The 15,744-nt window shown below is 64.8% G+C and carries 14 protein-coding genes; 10 read left to right on the forward strand and 4 right to left on the reverse strand.

The genetic code is table 11. The features are described 5' to 3' along the window. Window positions 1-52 precede the first annotated feature (52 nt). The 10 genes from OSH12_RS03280 to lpxB all read left to right on the forward strand — a co-directional run bounded on the left by OSH12_RS03280 (window position 53) and on the right by lpxB (window position 11,056). Window positions 53-784 carry an isoprenyl transferase gene (locus tag OSH12_RS03280; protein ID WP_266342442.1) on the forward strand — a complete coding sequence of 244 codons (732 nt, stop codon included), beginning with the start codon at window positions 53-55 and terminating at the stop codon, window positions 782-784. Next, a complete protein-coding gene (locus OSH12_RS03285) occupies window positions 781-1,644 on the forward strand; it encodes a phosphatidate cytidylyltransferase (protein WP_266342056.1) in 864 nt (287 codons plus the stop codon). The genes OSH12_RS03280 and OSH12_RS03285 overlap by 4 nt, the downstream gene beginning before the upstream one ends. Then, on the forward strand, window positions 1,638-2,867 hold the full coding sequence (dxr, locus tag OSH12_RS03290; RefSeq protein ID WP_266342057.1) for a 1-deoxy-D-xylulose-5-phosphate reductoisomerase: 1,230 nt from the start codon (window positions 1,638-1,640) through the stop codon (window positions 2,865-2,867). Before OSH12_RS03285 ends, dxr begins: the two co-directional genes overlap by 7 nt. Before the next feature lie 37 nt (window positions 2,868-2,904). Continuing rightward, on the forward strand, window positions 2,905-4,050 hold the full coding sequence (gene rseP, locus OSH12_RS03295) for an RIP metalloprotease RseP (RefSeq protein WP_266342058.1): 1,146 nt from the start codon (window positions 2,905-2,907) through the stop codon (window positions 4,048-4,050). A 290-nt stretch (window positions 4,051-4,340) separates the two neighbouring features. Then, a complete protein-coding gene (gene bamA, locus OSH12_RS03300; RefSeq protein WP_266342059.1) occupies window positions 4,341-6,572 on the forward strand; it encodes an outer membrane protein assembly factor BamA in 2,232 nt (743 codons plus the stop codon). 69 nt (window positions 6,573-6,641) lie between these two features. Further along, complete coding sequence (gene lpxD / locus OSH12_RS03305; RefSeq protein ID WP_266342060.1) at window positions 6,642-7,709, forward strand: UDP-3-O-(3-hydroxymyristoyl)glucosamine N-acyltransferase; 1,068 nt, start codon at window positions 6,642-6,644, stop codon at window positions 7,707-7,709. 4 nt (window positions 7,710-7,713) lie between these two features. Continuing rightward, window positions 7,714-8,175, forward strand: a complete 462-nt coding sequence (fabZ, locus tag OSH12_RS03310; protein ID WP_266342061.1) for a 3-hydroxyacyl-ACP dehydratase FabZ — start codon at window positions 7,714-7,716, stop codon at window positions 8,173-8,175. 10 nt (window positions 8,176-8,185) lie between these two features. After that, window positions 8,186-9,004: an acyl-ACP--UDP-N-acetylglucosamine O-acyltransferase gene (gene lpxA, locus OSH12_RS03315; protein ID WP_266342062.1), complete on the forward strand. Its 819-nt coding sequence runs from the start codon at window positions 8,186-8,188 to the stop codon at window positions 9,002-9,004. A gap of 10 nt (window positions 9,005-9,014) precedes the next feature. Beyond that, window positions 9,015-9,887, forward strand: coding sequence for an LpxI family protein (locus OSH12_RS03320; protein ID WP_266342063.1), 873 nt, complete (start codon window positions 9,015-9,017; stop codon window positions 9,885-9,887). Then, on the forward strand, window positions 9,884-11,056 hold the full coding sequence (gene lpxB, locus OSH12_RS03325; RefSeq protein WP_266342064.1) for a lipid-A-disaccharide synthase: 1,173 nt from the start codon (window positions 9,884-9,886) through the stop codon (window positions 11,054-11,056). The genes OSH12_RS03320 and lpxB overlap by 4 nt, the downstream gene beginning before the upstream one ends. Window positions 11,057-11,220: 164 nt before the next feature. On the opposite strand, the gene OSH12_RS03330 is transcribed toward lpxB, so the two are convergent. Genes OSH12_RS03330 through OSH12_RS03345 form a run of 4 tightly spaced genes read right to left on the reverse strand, consistent with a single transcriptional unit; the run spans window position 11,221 to window position 15,637 of the window. Continuing rightward, window positions 11,221-12,105: an SMP-30/gluconolactonase/LRE family protein gene (locus tag OSH12_RS03330; RefSeq protein ID WP_266342065.1), complete on the reverse strand. Its 885-nt coding sequence runs from the start codon at window positions 12,103-12,105 to the stop codon at window positions 11,221-11,223. A gap of 9 nt (window positions 12,106-12,114) precedes the next feature. Next, window positions 12,115-13,095 carry an ABC transporter permease gene (locus OSH12_RS03335; protein ID WP_266342066.1) on the reverse strand — a complete coding sequence of 327 codons (981 nt, stop codon included), beginning with the start codon at window positions 13,093-13,095 and terminating at the stop codon, window positions 12,115-12,117. Next, the gene (locus OSH12_RS03340; RefSeq protein ID WP_266342067.1) at window positions 13,092-14,102 is read right to left on the reverse strand and encodes an ABC transporter permease; all 1,011 of its coding nucleotides are present in this window, start codon (window positions 14,100-14,102) and stop codon (window positions 13,092-13,094) included. Before OSH12_RS03340 ends, OSH12_RS03335 begins: the two co-directional genes overlap by 4 nt. 29 nt (window positions 14,103-14,131) lie before the next feature. Further along, a complete protein-coding gene (locus tag OSH12_RS03345) occupies window positions 14,132-15,637 on the reverse strand; it encodes a sugar ABC transporter ATP-binding protein (protein WP_266342068.1) in 1,506 nt (501 codons plus the stop codon). Window positions 15,638-15,744 lie beyond the last annotated feature (107 nt).

The following is a 15,744-nucleotide window of genomic DNA, read 5'->3' on the forward strand; positions in this document are numbered from 1 at the left end:
GAACTCGAATGCCGACGATTCGGGCGCCGAGCTTCTGGCGAAGCCCTCTGACATGGCGGTAACCCCGCTCAGCGTGCCGCGTCACGTTGCCATCATCATGGATGGCAACGGTCGCTGGGCGCAGGGGCGGGGCCTCACTCGCACCGAAGGCCATCGCCGCGGCATGGAGGCGGTACGCGCCGCCGTCGAGACGTCGCGCGAACTGGGCGTCTCCTATCTGACGCTGTTCAGCTTCTCCTCGGAAAATTGGTCGCGGCCGCCTCTGGAGATCCAGTTCCTGTTCGGCCTGCTGCGCCTGTTCATCCAGCGCGACCTGGCCGACTTGCATCGCAACAAGGTGCGCGTCACCGTCATCGGCGACCGCGTGCGCCTCTCGGCCGATATACGCTCGCTGCTGGAACAGGCCGAGAAGCTCACCCGCGACAACACGGGTCTTCGGCTCGTCATCGCCTTCAATTACGGCGCGCGCGACGAAATCACCCGCGCCGTTCGCCGGCTTGGCGAGGAAATCGCCAACGGCACGCTCAGCCCGGACGCGATCGACGAGAATGCGATCCGTGCGCGGCTCGACACCGCCGACATGCCGGATCCCGATCTCGTCATCCGCACCAGCGGCGAGATGCGGCTTTCCAATTTCCTGCTTTGGCAGGCGGCTTACGCCGAACTGGTATTTCTGCCGGCCTATTGGCCTGATTTCGACCGCGCTGCCTATGTGCAGGCGCTCGAGGAATATTCGCGTCGTGCGCGGCGCTTTGGCGGAATTGCCGCCCGGAGGAGCGGTTGAAATCCCTGGATCCCGTGGGCTCACCCGCGAATGACGGCAAACCGCGACGAAGCGATCTGGTGCTTCGGCTCTGGTCGGCCGCGGTTCTTGTTCCCGTCGCCCTTCTCATCACCTGGTGGGGCGGCCTGCCGTCCTTCCTGCTGGTGGCACTTGTTTCGGCCATCGTATTCGCCGAATGGGCCAACATCGTCGGTCGTTCGCCGCGCCTTCTTCCCACCACGCCGGATGTCTCGATAGGCGTGGCCTTTGTCGCGCTCTCGGCCATCGTCGCCGGCCTGCAGGGGATTGGCGCCGGTCTCGCCGTGCTGGTCGCTGGTCTTGTCGGCGTCGCGCTGATCTCGCGCTCGGCCTGGCTCGCCGCCGGCGTTGTCTATGCCGGCCTGCTCGGTGTCTGTCTTGCATCGCTCCGCAGCGACAGCGCTTCCGGCCTGTGCGCCGTGGTCGTGATTCTCGTGCTGGTCTGGGGCACCGACAGCTTCGCCTATTTCGCCGGTCGCACGCTCGGTGGCCCCAAGCTCTGGCCCCGCGTTTCACCGAAGAAGACCTGGTCGGGTTCGATTGGCGGCCTGATTGGCGGCGTCATCATCGCCTCGATCACGGCGGCGCTTTTCGGCGTCCGCGTCGGGCCGCTGCTGGTTTTCTGCCTGGTGCTGCTATCCATCGCCTCGCAGGCAGGCGACCTGTTTGAATCCGCCATCAAGCGCCACTTCGACAAGAAGGATTCCGGCTGCATCATCCCCGGACATGGCGGCATGATGGACCGGGTCGATGGCCTGATCTTCGCAGCGATTGGCGCCGCGCTGATCGGCTGGGCCAATGGCGGCGACCATCATCTCGGCCAGGGACTGCTTACATGGTGAGAAGCCCCGCTTTGCCGGAGGGGCGCACCCGCGCTGAAAAAGCCCGCCGTACCCTCTCGATCTTCGGAGCCACTGGCTCGATCGGCCGCAGCACGGCCGATGTCGTGCTCCAGCATCGCGACGCCTTCGACGTCGACGTGGTGACGGCGCAAAGCCGGGTCGAGGAACTGGCGCAGACGGCGATCCAGCTTGGCGCCAGGCTCGCGGTCATTGGCGACGCCACCCTCCATGAAACACTGCGCGCCCGACTGGCGGGAACCGGTATCGCCGTCGCCGCCGGGCAAAAGGCCATCGTCGAGGCGGCGTCGCATCCGGTCGATCTCGTCGTCGCCGCGATTGTCGGCGCGGCCGGGCTGGAGCCAACGCTGGCGGCGATCGAAGCCGGGGCGGATATCGCGCTCGCCAACAAGGAATGCATGGTTTGCGCCGGGGCGTTGTTCAATCGCCGGGCGGCCGCGGCCTCGGTTCGCGTCTTGCCGGTCGATTCCGAGCATGACGCGATCTTCCAGTCGCTGGAGGCCAACAACCTCCATGCCGTCGAGCGGATCACCATCACCGCTTCCGGCGGGCCGTTCCGCACCGCCACGCTCGACGAGATGCGCCGCGCCACGCCCGAACAGGCGTTGAAGCATCCGCGCTGGGCGATGGGGCCGAAGATCTCGATCGATTCGGCGACGATGATGAACAAGGGCCTCGAACTGATCGAGGCGCACCACCTGTTCGATATCGAATCCGCACGGCTCGACGTGCTCGTGCATGCGCAGTCGATCGTGCATGGCTTTGTCACGTATGCCGATGGTTCGGTCATCGCGCAGCTCGGCGCTGCCGACATGCGCATTCCCATTTCTCATTGCCTGAACTGGCCACGCCGGGTCCTGACGGCAACGCCGCGGCTCGATCTTGCTTCCGTTGGGACGCTAACCTTCGAAAAGCCGGATTTGGAGCGCTTTCCAGCGCTCGTGATCGCACGGGCCGCGCTGGAAAATGGCGACTGGGCAACCAATATTCTGAATGCTGCCAATGAGGTCGCCGTGGCGGCGTTCCTCGAAGGCGCCATCGGTTTCCTGGAAATCGCGGCGACGGTCGAGGCGGTACTGGATCGGGCGACCGCCACGGTCGGCGGGACGGTGTTCGACACGGTTGAAACCGTCCTGGCGCTGGATGGCGAAGGGCGGCGACTGGCCGCCGAGCAAATTGAATTCCGAGGACGGCGCGCCCTCTGATGGCGCTGCACGCGAAAGCGGAAAGGTAATGTGAGGAATGGACTTTCTGGCTCCCTTGGGACAATTCGGATCGAGTACGCTCGGCTACCTGATACCGTTCCTCTTCGTTCTGACCATCGTCGTGTTCTTCCACGAGCTGGGCCATTTCCTCGTCGCCCGCTGGTGCGGTGTGCGGGTCAAGGCGTTCTCCATCGGCTTCGGTCCCGAACTGATCGGCTTCAACGACAAGCGCGGCACGCGCTGGAAGATCTCGGCCATTCCGCTTGGCGGCTACGTCAAGTTCCTCGGCGACGAGGACGCGGCCAGCACGCCGAGCCGCAACGCCATTGACGCCATGCCGGAGGAGGACCGCAAGGACACCTTCTTCGCCAAGAACGTCTGGCAGCGGGCGGCCATCGTCGCCGCCGGGCCGATTGCCAATTTCATCCTCGCCATCGTCATCTTCGCCGGCATCTTCACGCTGTATGGCCGTGAAGTAACGAGCGCCCGCGTCGACCAGGTGGTTTCCGGCGGCGCCGCGGAAGCGGCCGGCTTCCAGGTCGGCGATCTCGTGCTGTCGATCGACGGCAGCGAGATTTCCTCCTTCAACGACCTGCAGCGGATCGTCAGCGCCAGCGCCGACCGTCCGCTTTCGATTCGCGTCGAGCGGGCCGGCGGCGAGCTGACACTCGAAGCGACGCCGCAGCGGCGCGAGATCACCGACCGATTCGGCAATGTCCACAAGATCGGCCAGCTCGGTCTTTCGCGCAGCGCCAGCAGCGCCGATGTGAAGCTGGAGCGATTCTCGCCGCCGCAGGCCGTCTGGGAGGGCGCGAAGGAGACGTGGTTCATCGTCACCCGGACCTTCGACTATATCGGCGGCATCTTTTCCGGCCGCGAGTCGACGGAAGAGCTTGGCGGACCGATTCGAGTGGCCCAGGTTTCGGGGCAGGTGGCCACGCTCGGCGTGGTTGCATTGATCAATCTGGCAGCAATCCTGTCGGTCTCGATTGGTCTGCTCAATCTTTTCCCGGTGCCCATGCTCGATGGCGGGCACCTGATGTTCTATCTCTTCGAGATCGTTCGCGGTCGTCCCTTGAGCGAAAGGGCGCAGGACATGGGCTTCCGCATCGGCCTCGCCGCCGTGCTCATGCTGATGATCTTCACAACGTGGAACGATATCATCCACTTGAGTTCGCTTTGAGTGAGCGTGGCCCGTTGGCAACGGACCGTTAAATTCCGTTGTGTCACTATGGGGCTCGGCTTGCGAACGGTCTGGGCGCGTGCCACAAAGCTGCAGTCAATCAGTCCGGTACGAATCCCGTTTCGGGGCTCGGTCTGGGAAGTCAGAATAGAGCAGGGCGTTTGAACCCAATGAATTCCTTCAAGACTTTCACGCGGGGAGCGGCCCGTGCCGCGGCCATCACAGTGGCCGTCCCGGTTCTCGCCGCGCAAATGTCCGTCATTGGGGCAACGCAAGCCCATGCTGACGTAGTGCGTAACATCGTCGTGCAGGGCAACTCGCGCGTCGATCCCGAGACCGTCCGCAACTACCTCACGATCGAACCGGGCCGGAACTTCGGCGCAGGCGAGATCAACGAATCCGTCAAGGCGCTCTACGGCACCGGATTGTTCTCCGACGTGAAGATCACGCGTCAGGGCAACAACCTGGTCGTCAGCGTCAAGGAAAACAACGTCGTCGGCACCGTGCGCTTCCAGGGCAACAAGAAGCTCAAGAAGGACATGCTGCAGCCGATCATCGAGACGAAATCTCGTGGGGTGTTGACCCAGGAGAAGCTCGATGGCGACGTTGAGCGCATCAAGGAAGCGTATCGCCGCAACGGCCGTTCCGAGGCTGGCGTCACGGTCCAGACGACGCCGCGCGACAATGGCCGTATCGACGTCACCTTCGTGATCAACGAAGGCACGCGTACCGGCATCGCTAGCATCGACTTCGTCGGCAACAAGCACTTCTCGCGGACCCGTCTTCGCGACGTGATGACGACCAAGCGGACGAACATCACCAGCTGGCTGTCCAAGCGCGACACGTTCGACGAAGCACGCTTTCAGTCGGACCAGGAACTCATCCGCCGTCTCTACATGCGTAACGGCTTCGCCGATTTCCGCATCGTTTCGGCCGAGGCGAACTTCGACGAGGCGGCCAACCGCTATCGTCTGGTGATCACCGTTGATGAAGGCGCGCGCTACCGTTTCGGCGCCATCAACGTCGATTCGTCGATCCCGGAAGTCGATGCCGCCAATCTCAAGGGCCTGGTTCGTACCCGTGAAGGTCGCGTCTTCAACTCGACCCTGATCGAGCGCACCACCGAGGACCTGAACACGGCTGTCGCCCGCCAGGGTTACTCCTTCGCGCAGATCCGTCCGCGTGGCGATCGCAATTACGAAAACCACACGATCGACGTCACCTATCTGATCGATGAAGGTCCGCGTCTGTATGTCGAGCGCATCAATGTGCAAGGCAACACCCGTACGCGTGACTATGTCATCCGTCGTGAATTCGACCTGTCCGAAGGCGATGCATTCAATCGCGTCATCATCGACAAGGCCGAGCGTCGCCTGCGCAATCTCGGCTACTTCAAGACGGTTGCCGTCACGACCCAGCCGGGCAGCACGCCCGACAAGGTTGTCATCAACGTCCAGGTCGAAGACCAGTCGACCGGTTCGTTCCAGGTTGGCGGTGGCTACACCACCGATCAGGGCGGCGGCTTCATCGCTTCCGTCTCGATGACCGAGAAGAACTTCCTGGGCCGCGGTCAGTACCTCAAGGCTTCGGTCGGCGGCGGTGTCGACGATCGTACCGTGAACCTGTCGTTCACCGAGCCGTACTTCCTCGGTCGTCGCATGTCGCTCGGCTTCGACGTGTTCTACAACCAGGCCAAGGATACGGATTTCCGTCCGTACAACATGGATAGCTGGGGTGGCACGGTCCGTTTGGGCCTGCCGATCACCGACGACTTCAACGTCCAGTTCAACTACAAGCTGGTGCAGCGCGACGTCACGTCGTACGGCAGCAACTATCAGCAGGACATCAACAGCGGTCTGCTGGAGACGCTCTATCCGCTCGGTTCGGAGATCAACTCGTCGGTTGGCTACATGCTGACCTACTCGACGATCGACAACCTGCAGGATCCCCGCGACGGCGTGTTCCTGCGCTTCGCGCAGGACTTCGCCGGTGTCGGCGGCGACGGCCAGTTCGTGCGCAGCATCATCGATGCGCGCATGTACAAGGAGCTGTGGCCGGATTCGGGTGTCGTCGGCTTCGTCAAGGGCGGCGCCGGTAACATCACCGGTTACGGAAGCGATGACGTCGCGGTCCTCGACAACTTCTTCCGCGGTGGCGAGACGATCCGTGGCTTCCAGTCGTTCGGTTACGGCGGTCGCGTACAGGGTGCCAACGACGACTACGCCATCGGCGGTCAGAACTACTGGAATGTGACGGCGGAAGCTCAGTTCCCGCTGCCGCTGTTCCCGGAAGAGTTCGGTCTGCGCGGCGCCGTGTTCGCCGATGCCGGTTCGCTCTGGGGTCACGACGATCTTCAGGGGCTCGACGTTCAGGACAGCTCGATGGTCCGCTCGTCCGTCGGCGCCTCGGTCATCTGGAACTCGCCGTTCGGTCTGCTGCGCGCAGACTTCGCGGAAGCGCTTACGAAGGCTGACTACGACAAGACCCAGGTGTTCCGCTTCAGCGCTGGCACCCAGTTCTAATAGCCTTTATAGACATCTGAGGGGCCGCCGGGTGAGCCGGCGGCCTTTCTATTTGTGGACCTCCGCGGCATGACAGATCCCGTCTTTTTCGCTCCGTCAGGCCCGATCTCGCTCGATGACATTGTTGCCCTTACGGGGGCCCGGATCGCGAATGGCGTCGACGGACGCCGGCTGGTCCTCGGTGTCGCGCCGCTCGATCAGGCGCGTTCGTCGGACCTGACCTTCATCGACAATCCGCGCTACACGCCGCTTCTGGCCGGCACCCAGGCCGCTGCCTGCTTCTGCTCGCCCAAGCAGAGCGCTTCCGTTCCGGCCGACGTCGCGGCGCTGGAAGTCGACAAGCCGCACGACGCTTACGTCGCGGTTCAGATCAAGCTTTACCCATCCGCGCTGCGGCCCGCCTTCGTCTATGGCGAGGGCATTTCGCCGGCAGCCCATATCCACCCATCCGCCCGCATCGAAGCCGGCGCGACGGTCGAGCCCGGCGCCGTCATCGGCGCCGATGCCGAGATCGGCTCCGGCACGCTGATCGGCCCCGGCGCCGTCATTGGCGCGAGCGTCCGCATCGGCCGCGATTGTTCGATCGCTGCATCAACGACGGTCACCAACGCCTTGATCGGAAACAGAGTTATCCTGCATCCGGGCGTGCGCATCGGCCAGGATGGCTTCGGCTACCAGATGAGCGCCAAGGGCCATATCAAGGTGCCGCAGATCGGCCGCGTCGTCATTCAGGACGATGTGGAAGTCGGCGCCAATACGACGATCGATCGCGGCGCCAACCGCGATACCGTGATCGGCGAGGGCACCAAGATCGATAACCAGGTGCAGATCGGTCACAACGCGACCGTCGGACGGCATTGCATCATCATCTCGCAGGTCGCGCTCGCCGGCAGCGCCACGCTGGGCGACTTCGTCGTGCTGGGCGGCAAGTCGGGCGTGCTCGGCCATGTCACGGTCGGTTCCGGCGCGCAGGTCGCGGCGACGGCCAGCGTCAAGGATGATCTCGCGCCCGGTGGCCGCTATGGCGGTGCGCCCGCGCGCAATGTCCGTGATTGGTACCGCGAGGAGGTGGCGATTCGCCGCCTCGCACAGCGTGAAATCAAAGCCGGACACAACAGGGACAACAAGGGGGAATAAGCCCATGACCGAAGACGCCAAGGTTCTGGCCACGGCCGATATCCAGAAAATCCTGGAGCTGTTGCCGCATCGCTATCCGTTCCTCATGGTGGATCGCATCGTCGATATCGACCGCGACGAAAGCGCCAAGGGAATCAAGAACGTCTCCTTCAATGAGCCGCATTTTCAGGGTCACTTCCCGGGGCATCCGGTTATGCCGGGTGTGTTGATCCTCGAGGGCATGGCGCAGACGGCCGGTGCAATCTGCATCGCCAATGCCGGCACGGACGGCCCGCCGAAGATTGTCTATCTGATGACGATCGACGCCGCGAAGTTCCGCAGGCCGGTGGTTCCCGGCGATGTGCTCGAATATCACGTCCGCAAGACGCGTTCGCGCGGCGCGGTCTGGAAGTTCGAGTGCGAGGGGATCGTCGCAGGCACCAAAGTCGCAGAAGCGCAGATCAGCGCCATGCTGATCGAGAAGTGAACGGAGCTTCATGAGCAACATTCATCCCACCGCCGTCATCGAGGACGGAGCGCGTCTTGGCGCCGATGTCCGCGTCGGCGCGTTTTCCCTCATCGGCCGTGACGTCGTTCTCGGCGACGGCGTGGTGGTCCATAACCACGTCTCGATCGCCGCCCATACGACGATCGGCGAGGGGACAACGGTTCACCCGTTCGCCTCGCTCGGCGGCAATCCCCAGTCCGTCCACTACAAGGGCGAAGTGGGACTGGTGACGATCGGCAAGAACTGCGTCATCCGCGAAAACGTCACGATCAGCATCGGCTCTGTCGGCGAGCGGCGCGAGACCAAAGTCGGTGATCGCTGCTTCCTGATGACCGGCGTGCACATCGCGCATGATTGCCAGCTCGGCAACGACGTCATCATGGCGAACTGCGCGACGCTGGGCGGCCATGTCGAGATCGGCAACAACGTCTTCCTCGGCGGCCTGTGCGCGCTGCACCAGTTCGTGCGCGTCGGCGATCAGGCGATCATCGGCGGCCTCTGCCCGATCTGGCACGATGTCATCCCGTTCGGTGCCGTTCGCGAAGGCGCGGAAGGCCTGGGCGGTCTCAACATCATCGGCCTGAAGCGTCGCGGTTTCGACCGTCCGGCGATCCAGCGCCTGCGCGCGGCCTATCGCGACCTGTTCTTCGGTCCCGGCCAGTTGGCCGAGCGCATCGAGACGGTTGCGGAGCGCTATGTCGACGACGCCAACGTCATGCATGTCATCAACTTCATCCACAATCGCGGCAAGCGCCGGCTGACGACGCCGCGCGCCGCTGCGACCGAACACCACGATTCGGACGCGTGAGAGGTTGGCCGTGACAGAAACGGCCCAGACAGCGCCGAGCGCGCCGGATCCCGGCACGCTCGGCATCATTTGCGGTGGCGGGGCGTTTCCCACCGTGGTCGCGGAAGCCGCGCTAAAAGCCGGTCGAAAGGTTTTCCTGCTGCCGATCCATGGCTACGCCGAAGCTGCCGCCGTCGCGCGCTATCCGCATGAATGGATCCATATCGGCGCCTTCGGCAGGCTTTCCTCGGTGCTCCGGCGCAATGGCTGCCGCCAGGTTGTCTTCGTCGGCACGGTGCTGCGACCCAGCATCACCAAGCTGCGCGTCGATTGGGGTTCGCTGAAGCTGATACCGCGCGTGCTCGGCATGTTCCGCGGCGGCGACGATCATCTCCTGACCGCGGTCGGACGCATTTTCGAGGAAAACGGGTTCGAGCTGGTCGGTGCGCATGAAATCGCGCCGGAGCTTCTCGTGCCTGTCGGCGCGTTCGGCGCCCATCAACCCAGCGCCAGCGATCTCGCCGATGCGCATTTCGGCTTTGAGGTCGTGCGTGCGCTCGGGCGATATGACATCGGCCAGGGCGTCGTCGTCGGCAGCCGTCATGTGCTGGCGGTCGAAGCGGCCGAAGGCACGGATCTCATGCTGGAGCGGTGTCGCGAACTGCGCGCGAATGGCCGTATCCGGCGGCATGGCAAGGCGGGTGTGCTGGTGAAGGCGCCGAAGCCCGGACAGGATCGCCGGCTGGATCTGCCGTCGATAGGCCCGCGCACCATCGAACTCGCGGCCGAGGCTGGCCTTGCCGGCGTGGCTGTCGAGGCGGGCGGCGTCATTGCCGCCGAAATCGAGGCCATCGTGCGGATCGCCGACGAAAAAGGCCTGTTCATCATCGGACTCGACTCATGACGTTGCCGGCCAGCAAGCCGCTCGACCTGTTCATCATCGCGGGCGAGGAATCGGGCGACATTCTCGGCGCCGGCCTGATGCGGGCTATCGCGGCCAAGCGCGGCGGCCCGATCGCCTATCGCGGCGTCGGCGGCCATCGCATGGCGGAATCGGGCCTCGCAAGCCTCTATGCGATGGACGATCTGACGGCGATGGGTTTTGGCGCGGTGATCGGCAAGCTGCCGACCATCCTCAAGCGGATGCGCCAGACCGTCGAGGCGATCGTTTCCAACCCGCCGGATGTCCTGATCCTGGTCGATGCGCCGGATTTCACCCACCGCGTCGCGGCGCGGGTGCGAAAGCGCCTGCCCAATCTGCTGATCGTGAAATATGTGGCGCCGACGGTCTGGGTATGGCGGCCTGGTCGCGCCCGCGCCATGCACGGCTCGATCGACCATGTGCTGGCGGTGCTGCCCTTCGAGCCCGAGGTGATGCATCGCCTCGGCGGACCGGATACGACCTATGTCGGCCATCCGCTGCTGAGCGAGATCCCGCAATTGCAGCCGACGGCGGCCGATCTGGCGCTGCGCAATGGCGAGCCGCCGATCCTGCTGGTTCTGCCGGGCAGCCGTCGCATGGAGCTGAAGCGGCTCGGCGAGCCGTTCGGCAAGGCACTCGACCTGCTCAAGGCGCGTGGACACGATTTCCAGCTGGTGCTGCCGACGCTGCCGCGCATGGTCGATGTCGTGACGGAGACGACGAGCCACTGGTCCGTCCGCCCTTATATCGTTTCCGGCGAGGCGGCGAAGCTGGCGGCGTTCCGCTCGGCTCGGGTGGCGCTTGCCGCGTCCGGCACCGTGACGCTGGAGCTGGCGCTTGCCGGCGTGCCGTTCGCCGCCGCCTACCGGGTCCGCGAATGGGAAGCGCGCCTTCTCAGCATGATCATCACCACCCGCATGGCGACGCTGCCCAACATCATCCTGAACGAGATGCTGGTGCCGGAACTGATCCAGCATGATTGCACGCCGGAAAAGCTGGCGGACGCCCTGGAGCCGTTGATTGCGGACGGGCCCGCGCGTCAGCGCCAGCTGGACGGTTTTGCGCGGTTGGACGCGATCATGAGCACCGATGGCGTCGCGCCGTCCGACCGCGCGGCAGAGACGGTTCTGGAGCTGCTGGCAGCGCGCTGAGGTCGGGGCTCTTTCACGCTGCCGGCCCCCCGCGCTCTCCGTCATCCCGGGCGGAGACCCGGGATCCATTCAGCCGGGTTTTGCGTCGCGGCGTGGCAAACATCCCGGCTGCATGGGTCCCCGCTTTCGCGGGGATGACGGCGAGGAATGGGCTACCTCACCCCTTACCCCTTGAACGGCACCAGCGGCAGGCCTTTGACGCCGACGTCGAGGGCGAACAGGCCGCCGGGGTTTTGCTGGCCCGCGAGCTGATCCGGCGTACGATTGTAGATCGCCGTCGTTACATAGAGTGTATCGAGATCCCGCCCGCCGAACTCGCAGCAGGTCGGCAGGTCCGTCGGTAGTTCGATGGTGCGCACCAGCTTTCCAGCCGGGTCGAAGCGCAGCACCTTGCCCTGGAACGGGATCGTCGCCCAGTAGCCGCCCTCGGCATCTACCGTGGAGCCATCGACGACACCACCGCCCATTTCCGAGAGATCGAAATACGGCCTGCGGTTTTCGACATCGCCGGTCAGTGGGTCAAAGTCCCAGGCCCAGACGACCGGGCCGTGGCTGTCGGTGTAGTACATCGTCCGGCTGTCGGGGCTCCAGGCGAGCCCGTTCGAGCAGCCGATACCCTCGACGATTCGGTGGACCGAGAGATCGGCATCCATCCGGTAGAGCGAGGCGTTCTTTACCACCGGCTTGCCCGGCGCCTCGAACATCGAGCCGGACCAGAACCGGCCCTGCCGGTCGGTCTTGCCGTCATTGAAGCGGTTGTCCGGCAGGCTTTCTTCCGGATCGGTGATCTTGTCGAAGTGGCCGGTCGTGGAATCGAAGAAATAGAACCCGCTCGCCATCGTCAGCACCAGCCCGCCGCGCTCGCGCACGGCAATGCAGCCGAGCAGTTCGGGTGCGATGTGGGTTTCCGTCTGGCGCGATACCGGATCGAAGCGGTGGATCGCCTTCTGGTAGATGTCGATCCACCAGAGCGCTTCCGTCGTCGGGTCCCAATAGGTGCTTTCGCCGAGCTGTGCCTTGGCGTCAACGACGCATTCGATGTCGGTCATGAGGATCTCTCAGGCGGCTGGGCCGCGCTGCCGGCCGAAGCGGGGCAGGGCGGCGAAAAGGCTCGATAGGGCTTCGCTGGCGAGCGAGACGGTGACGAGGATGACCACGCCATAAACGATCAGCAGCGCGCCGCTGGAGAGGTTCAGCGCCGGCAGCAGCCCGGTCAGGATCGTCAGCACGAGGGCGCCGGCGATGGTGCCGATATAGTGGCCCGTGCCGCCGAGGATCGATGCGCCGCCAATCGCCACCGCCGCGATCGAGGTGAAGAGATAGGGATCGCCCATGCCGAGATAGGCCTGCGCCGTGTAGCCGGTCAAAAGCATCCCGGCGAGCGCTGCCGTGAAGCCGGACAGCGTATAGGCGAGCACGGTGGTGCGCAGCGTCGGCACGCCGGAGAACTCGGCCACCGTGGCGCTCGTGCCGACGGCATAGAGATGCCGGCCGAACGCCGTCTTCGACAGCAGGATGGTGGCGAAGGCGGCGAGCACGATCCACAGGATCAGCACGACCGGGAAGCCGGCGATGCGGCCGACGGCGAGGAACTGGATCGCTTTTGGCGCGGTCGAGGTCGGTGCACCGCCGGTATAGACGAGGATGCCGCCCTGCAGGATGACGTTGACGGCGAGCGTCATGATGATCGGCGGCACACCGAAGATGGCGACGCCGAGGCCGTTGATCATGCCGACCAGCGCGCCGGCGGCGAGCAGCATCGGCACGATCCAGAGCAGCGGCGCGTCCTGGCTGTTGGCGAGCAGCGTCATCAGCACGGCGGCCGAATTCAGCACCCAGGGCACCGACAGATCGATGCCGCCGCCGATGATGACGAAGGTCTGGCCAAGCGCGACGATGCCGATGAAGGCAGCGAGCACGGCCGTGCTGCGCAGGTGCGTCGCCGACAGGAAGCCGGGTGCTACGACGCTGGTCAGCAGCAGTAGGATGATCATGCCGAGATAGGCAAGCAGGATGGCGCGATGCCGGCGGATGTTCATGAGAGGCTCCGTCGCGCGGATTTCTCGGCGATCGAGCTGGCCAGGACGGCGACGAGCAGGATGATGCCGGAAACGATGGGCTGCCAGTAGCTCGAGACTTCGAGCACGAAGACGAGATTGCCTATGATGGTCAGGATGAAGGCGCCGATGATGGTGCCGACCAGCCCGCCGCGACCGCCGAACAGGCTGATGCCGCCGATCACCGCCGCCGCCACCGAGGGCAGGATGTAGTCCTTGCCGATGGTGGGTGAGCCGGCGCCGGTTTGGGTGGTCAGATACAGCGCGGCGAGCGCGGCGAAGATGCCGGAGAGGCCGTAGGTCGCGATGTTGATGCCGATCGGCGAGACGCCAGAGAGGAAGGCCGAGCGCTCGTTGGAGCCGGTGGCGCGGATGGCGATGCCGAGGCGGGTGCGCTTGAACCAGATCCAGAACACCAGCAGCACGGCGAGCAGCCAGACCGAACTGGAAAGGCCGAGCTTGGTCGAGACGCCGAACATCGTCCAGCCGGAGGGCAGGCTGCCGCCATCGGTCGGCAAAATGATCATCGCCGTGCCGGAAAGGATCGACCATGTGGCGAGCGTGACCAGGAATGGTTGCAGCCGCAGCGCCGTGATCAGGATGCCGTTCAGCGCGCCGACGAGGCCGCCGATGGCGACGATACCGAAGGCCCAGGCGGCGGCCTGCGCCGGGTCCGTTCCGAAGCGGGTGGCCGCCAGCACGGTGCCGAGGCTGATCATGCCGCCGATCGAGAGATCAATGCCGCCGCGCAGAAGCACGATGGTCTGGCCGGTCGCGGCGAGGATCAGCGTCATGGCCGCCGCCGTGTCGAGGTTCAGCTCGTCGAGCGTGAAGACGCCGTCGCGCAGCGACGCATAGACCAGCAGCAGGCCTATTAGCATCACGCAGGGGATGATCAGCGAGGCGCGGTCCAGCAGGGCCGACTTCCAGATCGCCGCGCGGGACGGGCGGTGAGCCAGCTCGCTGGGGCTGGATGTTGCGACCGTCATTTTCAAAGGGCTCATCGGGTCCGCGACGCTCATGCCGCCCTCGTCTCTAGCATTGCGGCGCGCAAAATCTGACGCTCGGAATTCTGCTCGCCTTCGAGAATGGCGGCGAGGCGGCCATTGCGCAGCACGGCGACGCGGTCGGCGACATGCACGAGTTCGGCGAGGTCGCTCGAATAGAACAGGATGGCGTAGCCCTTGGCGGCGAGGTCGCGCATCAGCTGGAAGATCTCACCCTTGGTGCCGACATCGATGCCGCGCGTCGGGTCATAGAGCAGCAGGATGCGCGCCTCGGTCAGCAGCATCTTGCCGAAAATCACCTTCTGCTGGTTGCCGCCGGAAAGGGTCCCGGCCAGTTGCTCCGGCGTGCCCGTCTTGATCTTCAGCGTGGCGATCATTTCGTCGACCAATGCGCCCTCGCGCCTGGGATCGGTGATGCCGAAGCGGGTGAAGCGCTGGATGACCGAAAGGGTGAGGTTTTCGCGCACGCTCTTGGCCAGCAGCAGGCCGTGATTGCGCCGGTCCTCCGGCACCAGCGCCAGCCCGTCGCGGCCGGTCAGCGCCTGGCGCGGGCTGCGGATGGTCTTGGGCTTGCCCCAGACATCGACCGTGCCGCGCGAGCCGCCAATGCCGAACAGCGCCTGGAACAGTTCGCGCTGGCCATGGCCCTGCATGCCGGCGACGCCCAGCACTTCGCCCTCGCGCAGATCGAGATCGATATCGCTCAGGCGATGATCGACGCCGAAGCCGCGCAGGCCGAGCGCGACGGTATCGGTCGAGGTCTTCTTCCGTTCCGGATAGAGCCGGTCCATGCGCCGGCCGAGCATGTCGGTGATGATCGTCTCGTCGTCGACAGCCTGGGTGTCATAGGCGGCGACCGTCGCGCCATTGCGGAACACGGTGATGCGGTCGGCGATCTCTCGCACTTCGCCGAGGCGGTGCGAGATGTAGATCACCAGCGAGCCGGCATCGGCGAGGCCCCTTGCGAGGCCTAGCAGCCACTCCGTCTCCTGCGGACCGAGCGCCGAAGTCGCCTCGTCGAGGATCAGCACTTTTGGATCGCGCGACAGCGCCTTGGCGATCTCGATCACCTGACGTTCGGCCAGGGTAAGCCGGCGCAATTCCTGATCCGGACGGATCGAGGGAAATCGATGCCGGGCGAAAAGTTCCAGCGTCGCCTCGCGCATGGCGCGGGCGCGCACCGTACGGACGGCCGAAAGCGGTTCGTGGCGAAACCAGATGTTCTCCTCGACCGTCAGATCGGGCACCAGCGACAATTCCTGGAACACCGGCGCAATGCCGGATCGCTGCGCTTCCTGCGGATCGCGCGGCCGGTAAGGTGAACCGGCGAGCGTCACCGTGCCGCCATCGGGCCGGACAGCGCCGGCCAGGATCTGGATGAAGGTGCTCTTGCCTGCGCCATTTTCGCCCAGCAGCGCATGGACCTCACCGGCGCGCGCGGAAAAATCGGCCCGGCTCAAGGCGGTGATGCCGCCATAGCGCTTGGTGATGGCCGTTGCGTTCAGAAGTTCGGTCATGGAGGGCCGGACCTTCAGTCAGGAATTTCAGGAACAAGTTATGTTTCGGCAGTCGAGATTGGCTCGGTCTGCTCCCTCTCCCGCTGGCGGGAGAGGGCTGGGGTGAG

The organism is Kaistia terrae, assembly GCF_026344005.1.
Lineage (GTDB): Bacteria > Pseudomonadota > Alphaproteobacteria > Rhizobiales > Kaistiaceae > Kaistia > Kaistia terrae.

What these genes read in the sequence shown, in the direction of transcription:
- OSH12_RS03280 (WP_266342442.1), top strand. Translation starts at nt 53, where the DNA reads ATGGCGGTAACCCCGCTCAGCGTGCCGCGTCACGTTGCCATCATCATG.
- dxr (WP_266342057.1), top strand. Translation starts at nt 1,638, where the DNA reads ATGGTGAGAAGCCCCGCTTTGCCGGAGGGGCGCACCCGCGCTGAAAAA.
- rseP (WP_266342058.1), top strand. Translation starts at nt 2,905, where the DNA reads ATGGACTTTCTGGCTCCCTTGGGACAATTCGGATCGAGTACGCTCGGC.
- lpxD (WP_266342060.1), top strand. Translation starts at nt 6,642, where the DNA reads ATGACAGATCCCGTCTTTTTCGCTCCGTCAGGCCCGATCTCGCTCGAT.
- fabZ (WP_266342061.1), top strand. Translation starts at nt 7,714, where the DNA reads ATGACCGAAGACGCCAAGGTTCTGGCCACGGCCGATATCCAGAAAATC.
- lpxA (WP_266342062.1), top strand. Translation starts at nt 8,186, where the DNA reads ATGAGCAACATTCATCCCACCGCCGTCATCGAGGACGGAGCGCGTCTT.
- lpxB (WP_266342064.1), top strand. Translation starts at nt 9,884, where the DNA reads ATGACGTTGCCGGCCAGCAAGCCGCTCGACCTGTTCATCATCGCGGGC.
- OSH12_RS03330 (WP_266342065.1), bottom strand. Translation starts at nt 12,105, where the DNA reads ATGACCGACATCGAATGCGTCGTTGACGCCAAGGCACAGCTCGGCGAA.
- OSH12_RS03335 (WP_266342066.1), bottom strand. Translation starts at nt 13,095, where the DNA reads ATGAACATCCGCCGGCATCGCGCCATCCTGCTTGCCTATCTCGGCATG.
- OSH12_RS03340 (WP_266342067.1), bottom strand. Translation starts at nt 14,102, where the DNA reads ATGACGGTCGCAACATCCAGCCCCAGCGAGCTGGCTCACCGCCCGTCC.
- OSH12_RS03345 (WP_266342068.1), bottom strand. Translation starts at nt 15,637, where the DNA reads ATGACCGAACTTCTGAACGCAACGGCCATCACCAAGCGCTATGGCGGC.